We start from the raw sequence: 16587 nt of genomic DNA, 5'->3' as shown, positions 1-16587 counted from the left end.
CTTGTCTCGATCGGCAACGTGCACAGCGAGAATTGTGAATGTGTACAGCCTTTTCAAGGCGTCAGATACAGTCCCAGCTGAACGCAAAATGCCCGGGCTCGGCGAGCCCGGGCATTCGGCGTCAGGCCGCGCGCGCGGCGCGGGCGCCCCACGCCTCGGCCAGCAGCCGATGCGACTCCAGCCGGTCGGCGTGGTCGTGGGTGACGCTGGTGATCAGCAGTTCGTCCGCTCCGCTGACCCGCTGCAAGGCGGCCAGGCGTTCGGTCACCGTGGCGGGCGCGCCGACGAACTGGGTCGCGGTCCGGTCGGCGACCAGGCGGGTCTGGTCGGCGGTGAGCGGAGCGGTGTCGTCCGGGTCGGGATACGGGGGCGCGCCGCCGCCGGCCCGGATGCCGTGCACCCAGTGCCCGTAGGTGGCGGCCAGCCGCTGTGCGGCGGCGTCGGTTTCGGCCACCACCACGTCGGCCGAGAGCACCACGTAGGGCTCGGACAACGTCGCGGAGGGCCGGAAGGCCGCCCGGTAGGAGTCGACCGCGTCCAGCGCCGTCCCCGGGGCGACGTGATAGGCCGCCGCGAACGGCAGCCCCAGGCGCCCGGCGATCTGCGCGCTGTCGCCGCCCGAGCTGCCGAACAGCCACAGCTCCACCTGCGCGCCCTCACCCGGAACCGCGTGCAGCGCATGCCCGTCCGGCGTGGTGTAGGTACCGGCCAGCAGCGCGCGGATGTCGTCCACCTGCTCGGCGTAGTCCTGCGGTTGCGCGCCCTCCTGGTGCAGCGCGTGCAGTCCCGCGAGGTAGCGCGAGCGATCGGTGATCCGGCCGTGGTCGAACGGCGGGGGGATCACCACGCCGTCGCGCACCTCGGTGCGTCCGGTCGCGGTGTCGACCACCGGCCGCTCCCGCTTCGGATGCGACGGCTCCGCGCCGAACTGGGACCTGCGGTGTCCCGAGCGCCCCAGCCCGAGGTCGAGCCGGCCCGGGTAGAGCGCGTCGACGGTACCGAACGCCTCCACGATCGAGGCCGAGGTGTGGTGGCCGACCTGCACGGCGGCCGTTCCGACCCGGATCCGCGAGGTGGCCGCGGCGACCAGGCCGAGCAGGGTGATCGAGGACGAGCTGGCCACCGCGACGAAGTGGTGCTCGGCCAGCCAATACCGCTGGTAACCCCACTGTTCGGCGTGCCGGGCCAGATCGACGGTGTTGCGCAGCGCCTGCTGCGCGCTGGAACCGGCGCTGATCGGGGCCAGATCCAGGATCGATAGCGGGACGTTCACGCCCGATCACCCCGCCCGAGCCCGGGATGCTGCTCACCGGCTTCGATGGCGACCCGCAGCCGGTTCTCCTCGGGCGCGATCGGGCAGGTCGCGAAATCGGTGAAGGCGCAGGGCAGGTTCGCCGACCGGTTGAAGTCCAGGCGCACCGTGCCGTCGGGGTCCGGCGCGTCCACGGCCAGCGCCCGGGCCGCCGGGTAGGTGGTGACGCCGCTGGTCGCGTCGGTGAACAGCACCCGCAGGTCGTCGCCGTTGCCGAAGGCCAGGACCCGCTCGGTCACCGCGCCGATGGCGAATTCGATGGTGCCGGTGGCGGTGTGGTGGTGTTCGAGGCCGTCGACGACCGCACCGGTGGTGATGGTGCGGGGCGACTCGAACGGCCGGTAGCGCCCGGCGACGATCCAGCGCGGATCCGGTTCGTAGGCCGGGATGCCCTCGAAGGTGACCAGCGCCGGTGCGGCCGGATCGTGCACGCGCACCGCGTGCTGACCGGTGCGCCGGATCACTTCCAGGACCCGATCACCGTGGCGCACTTCGAGTCCCGGCGCGCCTTCGGCCGGGGTCAGGATCTGCACGCCGGCGATGTTCACGCCCTGGAACTCGAGCCGGTCGCCGGGCTGGGCGGTGATGAAGACCTTGTCGTCGGTCACCCACCAGGTGCCCGGGACGTCGGCGAGCCGTTCGGGCCGGTCGGTGAGCCAGTGCAGTGCGGTCAGGCTCAGGAAGCCCAGCGGGTCCCGCAGCTGGTCTTCCCGGGCGTGATGCCACAGGGTCCAGGCGGTATCGAATTCGGTGGCGGTGCTGGTGGTCATGACGCGCGAGCTCCTTCGTGGACGGTGTGACGGGATTGGCGGGGATGCCGGAGGCCGAGATGCTCGCGCAGGGTCGAGCCGGTGTACTCGGTGCGGAAGCTGCCGCGCTGCTGCAGTTCCGGGACGACGCGGTCGACGAATTCGTCGAGGCCGCCGGGGGTGAGGTGCGGGACGAGGATGAAGCCGTCCGCGGCGTCGGCCTGGACGTACTCGTCGATCTGCGCGGCGACCTGCGCGGGTGTGCCGACGAACTGCTGGCGGGCGGTGACCTCGATGATCAGCTGCCGGATGCTCAGCTTTTCGGCCTCGGCCTTGGCGCGCCAGGCCTCGGCCACCGCGCGCGGATCCTTGGCGTGCCGGACCCGGCCGCGGGTGATGTTGACGTTGTCGGCGGGTTCGACCTCGGGCAGCGGGCCGTCCGGGTCGTAGCCGGAAAGGTCACGGCCCCAGACCTGTTCGAGGAAGGCGATCGCGGTCTGCGGGCCGACCTGCTGCAACCGGATGTGGCGGGCGCGCTCGTGCGCGTCGGCCTCGGTGTCGCCGAGCACGAAGGTGGCGGCGGGCAGGATCTTCAATTCGTCCGGCGTGCGGCCGTATTTCGCGAGTCGGCCCTTCATGTCGGCGTAGAACTTCTGGCCCGCCTCCAGGGTGCCGTGGCCGGTGAAGATGGCATCGGCGGTGGCGGCGCCGAATTCCCGGCCGTCGTCGGAATCGCCGGCTTGCAGCTGCACCGGATAGCCCTGCGGGCTCGGCGGCAGCACGAAGGTGCCGTCGATCTCGAATTGCGAACTGCGGATCTGGGTTTCGGCGACGTCGTGGGCGAACACGCCCGCCTCGCGATCCACGACCAGGGCGTCGCCGGGCCAGCTGTCCCACAGCGCCCGGGTGGCCTCGACCACCTCGGCGGCCCGGCGGTAGCGCTGGCTGTGCTCCAGATAGCCGCCGCGGCGGAAGTTCTCGCCGGTGAACGCGTCGGAGGAGGTGACCGCGTTCCAGGCGGCCCGGCCGCCGGAGAGGTGATCGAGCGAGGCGAATTGCTTGGCCAGCTCGAAGGGTTCGTTGAACGTGGTGTTGATGGTGCCCGCCAGGCCGAGCTTCTCGGTGACACCCGCGAGCGCGTTGAGCACGGTGAAGGTGTCGGGGCGGCCGACGACGTCCAAATCGTGGACACGGTCGCGGTGCTCGCGCAGCCGCAGGCCCTCGGCCAGGAAGAAGAAGTCGAACAGCCCGCGTTCGGCGGTGCGGGCCAGGTGCTCGAACGAGGCGAAGTCGATCTGGCTCTTGGAGTCCGGGTCGGCCCAGACGGTGGTGTTGTTGACGCCGGGGAAGTGCGCGGCGAGGTGGACTTGCTTGCGTGGTTTCGCGGTCATGGCGGAGGTCCTTCAGTTCGACGGCGCGGTCGCGTACCGGCTGACCGGGCGGGGGAGGCCGAGGCGATGGCGGAAGGCGGTGCCGGCCAGTGGTTTCCGGCCGAGTTCGGTGAGGCGGGCGAGCACGGGCGGCGCCGCGAGGGGGCGCAGCACGACACCGTCGGCGCTGCCGGCGCCGATCTCGTCGAGCAGGGTGCGCAGGCCCGCGGTGGTGCCGAGGTGGCGCAGCGGCGCCGCGCCCGCGCGCGGTGCGGTAGCCGGGGGCGCCCAGCGGTCGAGCTCGAGCACCTCGGCGGCGGCGGCCTCGACCGTGTCGGCCAGGTGTACGTCCAGGTCCAGCAGGACGCGCACGCTGTCGGGGTCGCGATCGGCGGCGGCCAGGGCCGCGCTCAGTTCGGCCCGCCGGGTGCGGGCTTGCTCGAGGGTCGCGGCGCTGATCCGGATCAGGTCGGCCCGCCGCACCGCGACCGCGGTACTCGCCGGGTCGGCCGCGCGGACCACGACGACCGGCTGGCCCTGCGGCGAGCGCGGGGTGATCGAGGGACCCTTCACCGAGAAGTTGTCCCCGGCGAAGTCGATGTAGTGCAGCCGGTCCCGATCGATGAAGCGGCCGGTGGGCACGTCGCGGATCTCGGCGTCGTCCTCCCAGCTGTCCCACAGCCGGGCGACCACCTCGACGGCCTCGTCCGCCTCGTGCCACAGCGACGCGGCGTCCTGGACGTCCTTGCGCCCGAACGACTTCGCCTCGGTGTTCGTCTCGGAGACCGTGACCTCCCAGCCCGCGCGCCCGAGCGAGGCGAAGTCCAGGCTCGCGATCGCCTTCGACAGGTGGAACGGTTCGGTGTGGGTGACCGGGGCCTGGGGCAGCAACCCGATCGCGTGGGTGGGCGCCGCGACCCGGGCGGCCAGGGCGACCGCGTCGAGCCGGCCGCGGGTGACGCCCGCGCCGCCCGGTTGCAGCGCGAACCCGTCGGCCAGGAAAACCGCGTCGACACCGGCGTTTTCGGCGGTGCCGACGGCGTCCACCCAGTAGGCGCCGGTGAACAGGTCCTCGGCCCGGGAGTCCGCCCGCCGCCAGGAGGCGGGGTGCACACCGGTGCCGGTGAGCTCCACTCCGAGGAACAGCGTCGAATCAGCCATGTACGGCAGTCCTTTCCAGTCGGCCGGTCGCGGGGATCGCCGCCAGCAGCTCGCGGGTGTATTCGTGCTGTGGTGCGTCGAAAATCTCGGCGGTGCTGCCGGTTTCGACGATGCGCCCGTGCCGCATGACGGCGACCCGGTCGCTGATGCGCCGCACGACGGCCAGGTCGTGCGAGATGAACAGGTAGCTCAGCGCGAGCTCGGTTTGCAGCCGGTCGAGCAGTTCGAGGATCTGCGCCTGGATCGAGGCGTCCAGCGCGGAGACCGGCTCGTCGAGCACGAGCAGGTCCGGGTGCAGGGCCAGGGCCCGGGCGATCGCCACCCGTTGCCGCTGCCCGCCGGACAGTTCGGCGGGGCGGCGGTGCGCGAACTGCTCCGGCAGCGCCACCTGATCGAGCAGCTCCCGGACGCGCGCGCGGCGGGCCGCGCGGTCGCCGATCCCATAGGCGCGCAAGGGTTCTTCGATGATCTTCGAGACCTGCCAGCGCGGATCCAGGGACGCGTACGGGTTCTGGTAGACGACCTGGAAGCGCCGGCGCAGCGCGCGCAGGCGCGCGCCCCGCAGGCGGGTCAGGTCGTGCCCGTCGAAGGTGATCGAACCGGTGTCCGGGGCGGTGAGCCGCAGGGCGATGCGCGCCGTCGTCGACTTCCCGGAGCCGGATTCGCCGACCAGCGACAGGGTTTCACCGCGCCGCAGCTCGAACCCGACACCGTCCACGGCGGTGACCGAGCCGCCGGCCTTGGCGTGGAACCGCTTGCTGACCGCGCTGACGGTCAGCAGCGTGGCGGTCTCGCCGGCCGGTGGCGTCCGGAAGCCGCCGAACGGGGCCAGGCTCGGCGAGGCGGCCAGCAGCCGCCGCGTGTACGGGTGCTGCGGGTCGGCCAGAATCGCGGCGGTGGGCCCGGTTTCGACGATCTCGCCGCCGTTGAGCACGATCAGCCGATCCGCGCGCTCGGCGGCCACCGCCAGGTCGTGGGTGATCAGCAGCACCGCGGTGCCGCGGGCGGTGGTCTGCGCGGTGAGCTGGTCCAGCACTCGCCGCGCCACCGTCGCGTCCAGCGCGCTGGTCGGTTCGTCGGCGATGACCAGATCCGGCTCGGCGATCAGCGCGGCGGCGATCAGCACCCGCTGGCGCTGTCCGCCGGACAGTTCGTGCGGGTACTGGGCGGCGCGCAGCTCCGGGCGATCCAGCCCGACCTCGGCGAGCAGGCGCACCGCGCGCTCCCGGGCGTCCTTGCGGTCGGCCAGGCCGTGCACCAGCAGCGTCTCGGCGACCTGATCGCCGACGCGCTGCACGGGATTCAGCGACAGGCCGGGATCCTGCGGGACGAAGCCGATCCGCGCACCGCGCAGTGTGCGCCAGGCGCCCTCGTCGGCCGGGTCGATCACGCGGCCGTCGAAAGCGAGGGTGCCGCCGGTGATCTCGGCCGGGGCGCCGAGCAGGCCGAGCACCGCGTGCCCGAGCGTGGACTTGCCCGAACCGGATTCCCCGACCAGGGCGACCACCTCGCCGGGCGCCAGGGTCAGGGAAACTCCGGCGAGCGCCGTCACCGGTCCGCGCGCGGAGCGGTATCGCACGTGCAGATCGCGCACCGCAAGCAGCGCGTTCTCGCTGCCCGCCGCGGGCTGCTCGGGGTCTGCGCGCGGAGCGGTCTTTTCCAGTGCCGCGCGGCCGGTGGTCTCGGTGGTCATCGGTGCTCCTCCCGTCCGGCGACGCGGCCGAGGTGCTGGGCGGCGACCACGACGGCGATGATGACCAGGCCGGGCAGCGTGGTCAGCCACCAGGCGATGGCGAGGTAGTTGCGGCCCTCGGAGATGAGCGAACCCCATTCCGGCGTAGGCGGTTTGGCGCCGTAGCCGAGGAAGCTCAGCGCGGAGACCGACAGCACCGCCATCCCGAACTCGACCGCGGCCAGCGCGAGCACCGGCTGCACGGAGTTCGGCAGGATGTGCCGGGCGAGCACGGTGTACCAGCGCACGCCACTGGCGTGCGCCGCCTCCACGTAGACCTCGCCGCGTACCCGCAGCACGACCGAGCGCATCACCCGGGCGAAGTTGGCGATCAGCGAAACACCCACGGCGACGGCCACATTGCGGGTGCCGAAGCCGAGCGCGGTGACCAGCGCCAGCGCCAGCAGCAGCGAGGGGATGGCGAGCAGCACGTCGACCACGCGCATGACGGCCGCGTCCACGATGCCGCCGATCCCGCCCGAGAGCAGGCCCAGCAGCGAACCGACCAGCAGCGCGATCGCGACCGCGGTGAGGGTGGCCGAGAGCGAGAGCCCGGCGCCGTGCACCATCCGGGTGTACAGGTCGCGCCCGAGGTTGTCGGTGCCGAACCAGTGTTCGGCACTGGGGGATTGGAACTTCTGGGCGGGCACCCCGGTCAGCGGATCCCCGCCGGCGAAGAACGAGGGGAACAGGGCCCAGCCGACCGCGAGCAGCGCCACCGCGGCGGCGAGCAGCACGAAAGCGTTGGCGCGCAGCCAGGTCCAGCCGATCGCGGGCCGGCGCAGCCGCAGCAGCGCGCCGCGCTCGCCGAGTAGGTCAACCATGGGTGCGCACCGCCTCGACGATCGCGGCGAAGGCCCAGGGCGACGCGGCGTCGGCACGCAACCAGCTCCACCGCCGGGCGCGCGGGGCCGCGCCGGGTTCGGCGAGCAGCCAGGGCGTGAAGCCGAATCCGGCGGCGAGCGGGCCGCGGCTCAGCTCGAAGAAGTTCGCGAGGATCGCCGTGGTGGACCGGTCGAGTTCGGGATGTGCCGGGGCAGTGTCATACACGGGCAGCCACCTCCTCGGTAGCGCTGATTTCGGTCGGGGACGTGCGGCGGTGGCCGGCGATGCGCGGATCCAGCAGCGGGTAGATCAGGTCGACGACCAGGTTCACGGTGACGAAGACCAGCGCGCTGAGCAGCACGATGCCCTGCACGACCGGAATGTCCTGTGCCAGCACCGCGGTCTGGGTGAGCCGCCCGACGCCGGGCCGGGCGAAGACGCTCTCCACCACCACGGCGCCGGCGAGGATATTGCCCACCAGCACACCGGCGATGGTGAAGGTCGGCACGCTGGCCGGGCGCAGCACGTGCTTGCGCCGCACCCACCAGCGCGAGCCGCCCTTGGCCAGGGCGACATCCACGAACGGCTGGCGCCAGGTGCTCTCCAGCCCGGAGGTCAGGACCTGGGCGATGACCGCGCCGATCGGCAGGCCGAGGGTCAGCGCGGGCAGTACCGTGCCGCCGAACCCCTGCCCGCCGAACGCCGGCGCCAGCCGCCACTGGAACGAGAACAGTTGCAGCAGCACGAGTCCGGTGAAGAAGGTCGGCACCGCCACCCCGATCGAGGGCAGCGCGGCCAGGCCGTTGCGCAGCCACGACCGCCGGGTGCCGGCCGCGGCGAAGGCCAGGCCGACGCCGCCCAGCAGCGCGAAGAGCAGCGTCAGCGCGGCCAGCCCGAGGGTCGAGGGCAGTGCCTCGCCGATGGCGGTGGTCACCGGCTGACCGGTGCTGATGGAATGCCCGAGGTCGCCGCGCACGGCGTGCCCGAGGGCGGTCCAATACTGCTGCCACAGCGGTTGATCCAGCCCGTACCTGGCCTGCAACTCGGCGATGGCCGCCGGGTCGGTCGGCGAGCCGGTCTCCGCGCCGCCGGCCGCGATCGAGACCGGGTCGGCGGGCAGCAGGTAGAGCACCACGAAGGAGACGGTGAACGCCGCCCAGAGCACCCAGAGTGCCTGTGCCACCCGCAAAGCCAGATACCGGACCATGATCAGCGCCCGCTCAGCCAGGCGTCGAAGAACTGCAGCCGGGCCGAGGCCTCGAACTTCAGATCCCGCACGGTGCCCGCGGCGCCGATGGCCTGGGACAGTTCGACCGTCGGGATCCACAGGCCGTTGTCGAGAATGCGCTCCTGCGCGGTCCGGATCAGGGCCAGGCGGGCCGTGGTGTCGCCCGCGCTCAGCTGGTTCTCCAGCACCTCGTCCAGCGCCGGAATACGCTCGCGGACATTGAGATTGCGACCCTCGACGGTGAACGAGTTGCGCAGGATGTCGCCGTCGGCGCGGGTGGTGTTGTAGTAGTAGCTGTCGTAGTCCTTGGCGTTCTGCCGGGCCGTGCTCTCCGGCAGCGACACCAGGTCCAGGCGCAGATCCACGCCGACCTTGCGCAGCTGCTGCTGCACCAGCTCGATGATCGCCTTGTTGCCCGCGAACACCTGGCTGAACACCACGTTGAAGCTCAGCCGCTCACCGTTCTTCACCCGGATGCCGTCGCCGCCGGGCACCCAGCCCGCCTGATCCAGCAGGGTGCGCGCCTTGGCCGGGTCGTAGGCCAGCTTGGCCGACAGGTCCTGGTAGCCGGGGGTGGTGCTGGCCAGGGTGCTGGTGGCGGGCTTGAACTGCGGGCCGAGCACGGTGTCGACCAGCTGCTGGCGGTCGATCGCGGGCAGCAGCGCCTGGCGCACCGCGACGTCGCGCAGCGGGCCGCGGGTCACGTTGGGCTGGAAGCCGAACGGGATGCCCGGGTTCGGCGTGGTCAGCAGGCGCGCGTTCGCGGCCTCCAGCAGCGGCAGATCCTGGGGCAGCGCGTCACTGACCGCGTCCAGCTGCCCGGAGGTCAGACTGCCGGTGCGCACGCCGGATTCGGGCACCACCGTGAAGTCGATGCGATCCAGGTAGGCCTCGCCCTTGTGCCCGAAAACATCGGAGCCCCAGGCGTATCCGGGACGCTTGGTCAGCGTGGTCGAGACATCCTGGCGGTAGGCGGTGTAGACGAACGGGCCGGAGCCGACATTGCTGCCGTCGCAGCGCTGCTCGGCGGGCTTGGCGGTGGTGGCCTCGCCCTGGATGCCGAGCTGGGTGCTCGAGGACGCCTGCAGGAACTGCGCGTTGGGCTTGCTGAACTCGACGCGCGCGGTCAGCTTGTCCACCGCGGTGGTGCCGACGTAATTGATCAGAAAGCCGTTGGCCAGCGGAGCCTTGGCCGCGCCGAGCTTGACGACCGACTCGAAGGTCTTGCGCACCGAGTCGGCGGTGAGCGGGGAGCCGTCGCTGAAGGTGACATTGTCGGCCAGGTGGAAGGTGAACACCTTCGCGTCCGGGCTGGCCTCCCAGCTGCGCGCCAGCCACGGCTTCAGCTCGCCGGTCTTGGGATCCTGATCGGTCAGCGAGTCGACGATCTGGCGGGTGACGTAGAGCGTCTGGTTGCTGCCGGCCTGCGCGGGATCCGAGCAGGACGGCGCCTGCGACAGGCCGTAGCGCAGGGCGCCGCCGGGCTGCGGGGGACCGGCGTCGCCGCCGGCGCCGCCGGTGTCGCTGCCGCAGGCGACCAGCGTACTGGCCGCGGCGAGCGCGCCGGCGAGCGTGGCGAGGCGATGACGGGTGCGGATCACGGTGTAACTCCAGATAATTCGGGTCGGGGGATGGTGCGGCCGGCGGCCAGGGGACGACTGGGAATGCGGCGGCGCAACTCGGGCGCCACCTCCTGCTGGAACAACTCGAGGCTGCCGCGGTGCTGCGCCTCGGTGCGTCCGTCGCGTTCGGAGGACAGGTGGATCACCTCGTGGCCGAACTGCTCGTGCTGGCGGCCGACCTTGTCGAGCACCTGCTCCGGGCTGCCGATCAGCGCCGAGGAGCGGGCGGCGAAGTCCTCCAGGGTCTCGAACACGATCGGCAGGCCGAGCTTGCGCGAGAGCGCCAGCCGGGCCTGGAAGATCGGGCGATAGACGTCGAGCGCCTGCTGCGAGGTGGGCGCCAGGTGGAAGCCCGCGGTGCCCGCCCCGACCAGCGCGTCGGCCGGCTCGTGGCCGTAGTGCGCCCACCGCTCCCGGTAGTGGCGGACCAGTTCGGCGTAGGGCTCGATGGGATTGGTGACGTTGGCCGAGAACAGCGGATCACCGTGGCGCGCGGCCAGTTCCACCGAATCCCGGCTGGTGGCGCTGCCGTGCCAGATCCGGATCGAGGGCTGGTAAGGGCGCGGAAGGGCCTTGGCCGCAACCAGTTCCGGGCGGAAGCGGCCCGACCAGGTCACCTGGTCGCTGGCCCACAGCGCCCGGAACAGCTCGTACCCCTCGCGGTTGCGGTCCCACTGATCGTCGGTGGTGACGTGGAACAGCTCCGCCTGCGCGGCGCCGTTGCCCTTGCCGATGATCAGTTCCAGGCGGCCGCCGGAGAGGTTGTCCAGCGTCGAGTAGTCCTCGAAGGCGCGCACCGGGTCCAGCAGGCTCAGCGTCGTGACGGCGGTGAACAGCGTGATCCGCGAGGTGACCGCGGCGATATGACTGAGCAGCACCGGCGGCGAGGCGGACAGGAAGGGATCCTCGTGCCGCTCGCCGACCGCGAAGCCGTCGTAGCCGAGTTCCTCGGCGACCCGGGCCTGGTCGACGACCGACCGCAGCCGCTCGTGCGTGTCCGGCAGCACGCCGGTGTGCGGATCCGGCGTCCGGGTGACCAGCGTGAACAGCAGGAACTTCATGCGATCGCCTCCAGATCGGCTGCGGGCAGGAACTTTTCGAACGGGTGCGCGCCGATCTCCTCGGCCGGCAGCGCCGGGTCGAACAGCGCGGTGTAGCCCGCGGCCAGATAGAGCGCGACCGCCTCGGGCTGGCGCCAGCCGGTGGTGAGGTAGACGCGCCGGTAGCCGAGCCGGGTGATCTCGAGCTCCAGCTGCGCCACCACGAAGCGGCCCAGGCCCTGCCTGCGGTGTTCCTTGGCGGTCCAGATGCGCTTGAGTTCGGCGGTGTCGTCGTCGTAGCGCTGGAACGCGCCGCCGGCCACCGGTTCGGTATCCCGGGTCACCACGAGCAGGCCGCCGTGCGGCGCCGCGAAACGGGTGCGCGGGTAGTTCCGGAGTTCGGTGTGCATCTGACCGGCGCTGCGGCCGTAGCGGCTGCTGTATTCGACGGCGAGTTCGGCCAGCAGCGGCGCGGCCAGCGGATCGTCCTGGGCCACCCGGTGCACCCGCAGGCCGTTGTCGGGGAAGCGTTGTGACACCGCTCAGCCCTTCTTCGGCAGGCCGGGCGGGTTGATCCGCGACGCGGTGACGGCCTCGGAGGCCAGGCCCCAGCGGTCCAGGATCTTCTGGTAGGTGCCGTCCTGAATGAGGTGCTCGAGCGCCTTGTGCACCGGCCCGATCAGGGCGTTGTTCTTCTTGGTCAGCACCGCGATCTCGCCCTGCAACTGCTCGCCCGCGCCGGAGAAGCTCGCGATGATCTTCGTCTGCTTGGCGGTGGCGGAGTGGTAGATCGCGCTCGGGTTGGGACCGACGAAGCCGTCCAGGCGCTGGGAGGCCAGCGCGAGGTAGTAGTCGGTGGTCTGCTGGAAGTAGGCCAGATCGATCGGGGCCAGCCCCTCGGCGCGGTTGAGTTCGTTCCAGCGCACCAGCAACTGCTCCTGGTTGGTGGCGGTGCCGACGCCGATGCGCTTGCCCGCCAGGCTCTTCCGATCGGTGAAGACCAGATCGCTCTGGATCGGGACCTCCAGGGCGACGGTGTCGGTGCGGTAGGTGGCGAAGTCGTACTTCTCCTTGCGCTCCTCGGTCACCGTGACGTTCGAGATGAACGCGTCCACCTCACCGGAATCCACCTTGACGAAGTTCTGCGCCCAGTCCGCCACCCGCACCTCGAGTTTCAGGCCGAGCACGTCGGCGATCGCCGAGGCGAAATCGACCTCGGACCCGACCGTGGTCTTGTCGTCGGTGGCGTAGAACCGCAGCGGCGGCGCGGCTCCGCTGGAGCCGGTGATCACCAGGCTGCCGCGATCGCGGATCGCCTGCGGCACCGTCGCGGCGATGGCGTCGACCTTGGTGCCGCGGACTCGCCCGGACTGGGCGGGGGAGAGGTCGTAGGAGACCGCGCCGGCCTGCTGGACCTCGTGGCCCGCATCGGGATCGGTGCCGCAGCCGGTGACCAGGACGGCCAGCGCGGCAGTAGCGGCGGCCAGGGCGGAGAGCTTCATCGAATACCTGTTCTGGAGAGAAATGCGCGAGTGCGGGGATGTTCGGGATGGTCCAGGACCTGGGCCGGCGGGCCCTGTTCGACGATGGCGCCGTCGTCGAGGAAGACCACGGTGTCGGCGACCTCACGGGCGAAACCGATCTCGTGGGTGACGATCACCAGCGCCGTGCCGGTGTGGGCGAGATCGCGGATGACCGCGAGCACCTCGCCCACCAGCTCGGGATCCAGCGCCGAGGTGGGTTCGTCGAACAGGATCACCCTGGGGCGCAGGGCCAGCGCGCGAGCGATCGCGACGCGCTGCTGCTGCCCGCCGGAGAGCGTGCGCGGATAGGCGTCGGCGAACGCGGCGATGCCGACCCGGGCCAGCAACTCGCGGGCCTCCCGCTCGACCTCGTCCCTGGGCCGGCCCTGCGCCGACAGCGGTGCGAGCGTGACGTTTTCCAGCGCGGTCAGGTGCGGGAAGAGGTTGAACTGCTGGAAGACGAAGCCGATGCGGGAGCGCTGGCGGCGCACCTCGCGGTCGGTCAACGGGTGTAAGACGTTGCGGCGCAACCGATAGCCGATCAGCTCGCCGTCGATGTGCACAGTTCCGGCGTCCAGCGTCTCCAGGTGATTGAGCACCCGCAGCAGCGTGGACTTGCCGCCGCCGGACGGGCCGATCACCGCGACCACCTCGCCGGAGCGCACCGTCAGATCGATACCGCGCAGAATCTCCTGCGCGCCATAGGACTTGCGGACTCCGCGCACCTCGACCGCGGGCGTCGCCGCGGCGCTCATCGGGTCGCTCCGCGCGGTGTGGCCACGCCGATGGCGGCGATCTCACGGAACTTGCGCTGCGCCTTCTGCCACGGCGTCGGCGGGATCTCGCGCTGCGCGCCCTTGGCGTAGTGCCGCTCGATGTAGTACTGCGCCACCGAGAGCACCGTGGTCAGCACGATGTACCAGACCGTGGCCACCATCAGCAGCGGCACCACCCGGCCGTTGCGGCCGTAGATCACCTGGACCTGATAGAACAGCTCCGCGATCGCCATCACCGACACGATCGAGGTGCCCTTGAACAGGCTGATCACCTCGTTGGTGGCGTTGGGCAGGATCGAGCGCATGGCCTGCGGGACGATCACCGTCCGGAACTGCCGCCAGCGCGGGATGCCCAGGGCGGCGGCCGCTTCCAGCTGCCCGGCGTCCACCGAGATGATGCCCGCGCGGATGATCTCCGCCGAGTAGGCCGCCTGGTGCAGCGCCAGGCCGATCACGGCGGCGGTGAAGCCGCTGATCACGTTGTTGACGTCGAAGGTGAAGAAGGCCGGGCCGAACGGGATGCCGAGCGAGATCTTCTGATACAGGTAGGCGATGTTGAACCAGAACAGCAGCTGCACGATCATCGGAATGGATCGGAACGCCCAGATGTAGACCCACGAGATGACCCGCAGCACCGGGTTGTTCGACAGCCGGGCGATGGCGAGCAAGGTGCCGAGCAGGAACCCCAGCGCCGTACCCCACAGCGTCAGCTCCAGGGTGACCCGCAGCGAGGCGAGCACGGACTTGGCTGTGAAGTAGCGCGCGAACGTCGCCCATTCCCAGCCCGGGTTGGTCACCAGGCCGTGCACGAACTGGGCCAGCAGCAGCAGGGCCGCCGCGCTGATCACCCAGCGCCACGGATGCCACGGCTTCGCCACCGTCGGCGGCGCGAGCTCCGCCGGCTCCGGCGTGCCGGGCGGCGCTCCGGCGTCGGGTGGTGCGATCGACGCACTCATAACGATGATCCTCGAAAGAAAAAATGAACGCGACCACGCCGTCGGCGTCGGTCGCATCACCCGGCCAGCGTCGGGTGCGGGTCTGGCGGCGGCTCAGCCGCGACAACCCGTCGAGGTGCTGCGGCAGTGGTCGATGTGCAGGCGCCCCCAGCGGGTGGCGCGGTATGCGGTGCTCATGGTGGGGTTCCTCCATCGGTCCTGGCGGAAGCACCCGCACCCGGCATGCCGGGGGGTTGCTGCGACGTCGGCGAGCCAGGTCTCTCAATCGCTCTGGATGGTGCTCGAACATCATGGGGAGCAAGTGAACTCGGATTCAAGGTTAGAAATCACGATGAGCGCAGTCCTGGTCACCGGGGCGTTCGTGGCGGACTATGGTCGCGGCCCGATTGCTGGCCCCGCCGGAAATGCCCGGTTTCGGGAGGTAGCGGGCGTACGGTGTGAACCTCGATCGTTTCGACGTGAGGAGGTTCGCGGTGTTCGCTCGAAGTCGGCTCTCGTATCTCGCAGCCCCGGCGGCATTGGCCGCGCTCGCTCTCGCCCCGGTGGCGCCGGCCGTCGCGGCACCGGCCGCCTCCGACGGCACCGCCGGCGCCCTGCAAGCCCTCGGCGTGACGCCGTTCCTCTATCCCACGGCGGCCCTGTGCAGCGGCACGGGCGTCACCCTCACCAATCCCGCCATGGCGGGTGCGGTCCCGGGCCCCTGGCCAGCGCACACCCTGGCGATCCCCGGGCTGGACCTGACCGCCGTGAAATCCGGCCAGACCATGTTCACCTTCCTGCCCTCGGACCCGAGCCGCTCCGACGGCTCCGGCATGCGGGTGGCCTGGCTGAACATCGACACCGGTCGCGGCGGCATGGCGTCGATGGGCCCCCTGAACGAGGTCTTCGCGAGCATGGTCCCGCCCGAGGTGCCCGCTGTGCTCCGCCCTCTCGCCGAACAGGCCGTCCGCGACTTCTTCGCCACCAACGTCCCCACCGGCGGCATCCGCGCGGTCCCGGTCGACACCGGCCGGGGCACCGTCCTGGCCGCAGTCTTCGGCAGCACGGTCGACGGCGCGCGCAGCTGTTTCTATTTGCCCACGGTCGGAATCATCGACGCCTAGCCGGCGGACACGGCAGCGCGGGTGTTCGATGCTCAGCCGGCGCGCAGGGCCCGCTGTTTCCAGCGCAGCGTGCCCCGGCGGTGGGCGCGGTGCGAGCGGACCGTGAGTGCCGCGTAGGCGGCGACGGCGGCCGGGTGGGAGAGCGCGGCAACGATATCGGTGCGGGTCGGTGCGGCCGCCGTCTCGGTGGTTCGGGTGAGCAGGCGGCCGGCGACGGCGGCGGAATACCCGAGCAGCCCGGCGCGCCGTACCGATCCGCGGCCGGTGGCGGCGGCCAAGGGCGGGATCCAATAGGCCAGGGCGGCAACGGCTCCGACTGCCGCGGCGGCGACACGCGAACCGCCGTAGGCGGACCACAGCCAGCGGGTGTAGCCGGCGTCGAGTTCGGCCGCGCCCGAGTACATTCGGGTGCTCGCCAGCCGCCCGGCCGCGACCACGGCGGTGTGGCGGCCGCTGCGGCGCAGGGCGCGGGCGATATCCAGGTCTTCGGTCGGGCTCGCGGCTACCGCGCGGTGGCCGCCGATGGCGCGGTAGGCGGCGGTGTCGAAGACCAGGAACTGGCCACAGGCCACCGCCGTCGACGGTCTGCGGCTGCGATTGCCGGCGGTGATCGGCAGGGCGGCGGCCCAGGACCAGCAGAGCAGCGGCTGCACCAGCGCCTCGGCCGCGGAGCCCGCCACCTGGGCGGGCCACGGTGCGACCAATGCCACCTCGCGCCTGCGCAATTCGTGCACGGCGGCGGCGATCGCGCCGGGCCCGAGCCGCACATCGGCGTCGAGGAAGACCAGCGCGGCGGTGTCCGCCAGCTCGCCCAGCCGCTGGCAGGCCGCGGCCTTACCGGTCCAGCCGGGGTCGGGTTCGTCCTCGGACCGGATCACCAGAAAGCGGTCGTCGCCCGCGATCACCGCGGCCGCCGCGGCGGCGGTCCCATCGGTGGAGGCGTCGTCGAGAATCAGGACCCGCAGGTCGGGGACCCCGGTCTGGACCCGAAGATCCGCGAGCAGCGCGGGCAACCGGCCCGCCTCGTCGCGCGCCGGAACGCACACCGTCACCGGCTCGACCACGGCCGCGGACGCGGCCAGACGTGGCATCGTCACCCGGTTGTACAGCGCGACAGCACATCCGGCCACGGCCACCGCGGTGCCCGCCCGCACCACGGGGTAGCACCGCCCGGAGTTCACGTCGGTCCG

The 16587-nt window shown here is 71.5% G+C and carries 16 protein-coding genes and 1 riboswitch; of the genes, 1 reads left to right on the top strand and 15 read right to left on the bottom strand.

What is annotated here, in order from left to right; translation table 11 throughout:
- Nucleotides 1–121: 121 nt before the first annotated feature.
- The 14 genes from AB0H76_RS28655 to AB0H76_RS28590 are packed head-to-tail and all read right to left on the bottom strand — an operon-like array spanning nt 122 to nt 14294.
- Nucleotides 122–1273, bottom strand: coding sequence for an LLM class flavin-dependent oxidoreductase (locus AB0H76_RS28655; protein WP_357330125.1), 1152 nt, complete (start codon nt 1271–1273; stop codon nt 122–124).
- Complete coding sequence (locus AB0H76_RS28650; protein WP_357330124.1) at nt 1270–2082, bottom strand: DUF1684 domain-containing protein; 813 nt, start codon at nt 2080–2082, stop codon at nt 1270–1272. Before AB0H76_RS28650 ends, AB0H76_RS28655 begins: the two co-directional genes overlap by 4 nt.
- Nucleotides 2079–3452: an NtaA/DmoA family FMN-dependent monooxygenase gene (locus AB0H76_RS28645; protein ID WP_357330122.1), complete on the bottom strand. Its 1374-nt coding sequence runs from the start codon at nt 3450–3452 to the stop codon at nt 2079–2081. The genes AB0H76_RS28650 and AB0H76_RS28645 overlap by 4 nt, the downstream gene beginning before the upstream one ends.
- Nucleotides 3453–3464: 12 nt before the next feature.
- The gene (locus AB0H76_RS28640) at nt 3465–4592 is read right to left on the bottom strand and encodes an LLM class flavin-dependent oxidoreductase (RefSeq protein WP_357330120.1); all 1128 of its coding nucleotides are present in this window, start codon (nt 4590–4592) and stop codon (nt 3465–3467) included.
- Nucleotides 4585–6285, bottom strand: a complete 1701-nt coding sequence (locus AB0H76_RS28635; protein WP_357330119.1) for an ABC transporter ATP-binding protein — start codon at nt 6283–6285, stop codon at nt 4585–4587. The genes AB0H76_RS28640 and AB0H76_RS28635 overlap by 8 nt, the downstream gene beginning before the upstream one ends.
- On the bottom strand, nt 6282–7148 hold the full coding sequence (locus AB0H76_RS28630) for an ABC transporter permease (protein WP_357330118.1): 867 nt from the start codon (nt 7146–7148) through the stop codon (nt 6282–6284). The genes AB0H76_RS28635 and AB0H76_RS28630 overlap by 4 nt, the downstream gene beginning before the upstream one ends.
- Entirely contained in the window at nt 7141–7374 is a 234-nt protein-coding gene (locus AB0H76_RS28625; RefSeq protein ID WP_357330116.1) for a hypothetical protein, read from the bottom strand. The genes AB0H76_RS28630 and AB0H76_RS28625 overlap by 8 nt, the downstream gene beginning before the upstream one ends.
- Entirely contained in the window at nt 7367–8356 is a 990-nt protein-coding gene (locus tag AB0H76_RS28620; RefSeq protein ID WP_357330114.1) for an ABC transporter permease, read from the bottom strand. The genes AB0H76_RS28625 and AB0H76_RS28620 overlap by 8 nt, the downstream gene beginning before the upstream one ends.
- Before the next feature lie 2 nt (nt 8357–8358).
- On the bottom strand, nt 8359–9918 hold the full coding sequence (locus AB0H76_RS28615) for an ABC transporter substrate-binding protein (protein ID WP_357330908.1): 1560 nt from the start codon (nt 9916–9918) through the stop codon (nt 8359–8361).
- Between the two features lie 56 nt (nt 9919–9974).
- Complete coding sequence (locus tag AB0H76_RS28610; RefSeq protein ID WP_357330112.1) at nt 9975–11060, bottom strand: LLM class flavin-dependent oxidoreductase; 1086 nt, start codon at nt 11058–11060, stop codon at nt 9975–9977.
- Nucleotides 11057–11578, bottom strand: coding sequence for a GNAT family N-acetyltransferase (locus AB0H76_RS28605; RefSeq protein ID WP_357330110.1), 522 nt, complete (start codon nt 11576–11578; stop codon nt 11057–11059). Before AB0H76_RS28605 ends, AB0H76_RS28610 begins: the two co-directional genes overlap by 4 nt.
- 3 nt (nt 11579–11581) lie before the next feature.
- Nucleotides 11582–12541 (bottom strand): ABC transporter substrate-binding protein, encoded by a 960-nt coding sequence (locus AB0H76_RS28600; protein ID WP_357330108.1) that lies wholly within the window; start codon nt 12539–12541, stop codon nt 11582–11584.
- On the bottom strand, nt 12538–13317 hold the full coding sequence (locus AB0H76_RS28595; RefSeq protein ID WP_357330106.1) for an amino acid ABC transporter ATP-binding protein: 780 nt from the start codon (nt 13315–13317) through the stop codon (nt 12538–12540). The genes AB0H76_RS28600 and AB0H76_RS28595 overlap by 4 nt, the downstream gene beginning before the upstream one ends.
- Nucleotides 13314–14294, bottom strand: a complete 981-nt coding sequence (locus tag AB0H76_RS28590; RefSeq protein ID WP_357330104.1) for an amino acid ABC transporter permease — start codon at nt 14292–14294, stop codon at nt 13314–13316. The genes AB0H76_RS28595 and AB0H76_RS28590 overlap by 4 nt, the downstream gene beginning before the upstream one ends.
- Before the next feature lie 186 nt (nt 14295–14480).
- Nucleotides 14481–14575: riboswitch (SAM riboswitch) on the bottom strand.
- A gap of 192 nt (nt 14576–14767) precedes the next feature.
- Here AB0H76_RS28590 and AB0H76_RS28585 point away from each other — a divergent pair.
- A complete protein-coding gene (locus tag AB0H76_RS28585) occupies nt 14768–15397 on the top strand; it encodes a hypothetical protein (protein ID WP_357330102.1) in 630 nt (209 codons plus the stop codon).
- Nucleotides 15398–15429: 32 nt separating this feature from the next.
- Here the strand turns inward: AB0H76_RS28585 and AB0H76_RS28580 are convergent, their stop codons facing one another.
- Nucleotides 15430–16578, bottom strand: coding sequence for a glycosyltransferase family 2 protein (locus tag AB0H76_RS28580; protein ID WP_357330100.1), 1149 nt, complete (start codon nt 16576–16578; stop codon nt 15430–15432).
- Nucleotides 16579–16587: the final 9 nt, after the last annotated feature.

The organism is Nocardia sp. NPDC050712 (assembly GCF_040654295.1).
GTDB lineage: Bacteria > Actinomycetota > Actinomycetes > Mycobacteriales > Mycobacteriaceae > Nocardia.
This window is presented reverse-complemented; position numbering and strand designations above follow the sequence as displayed.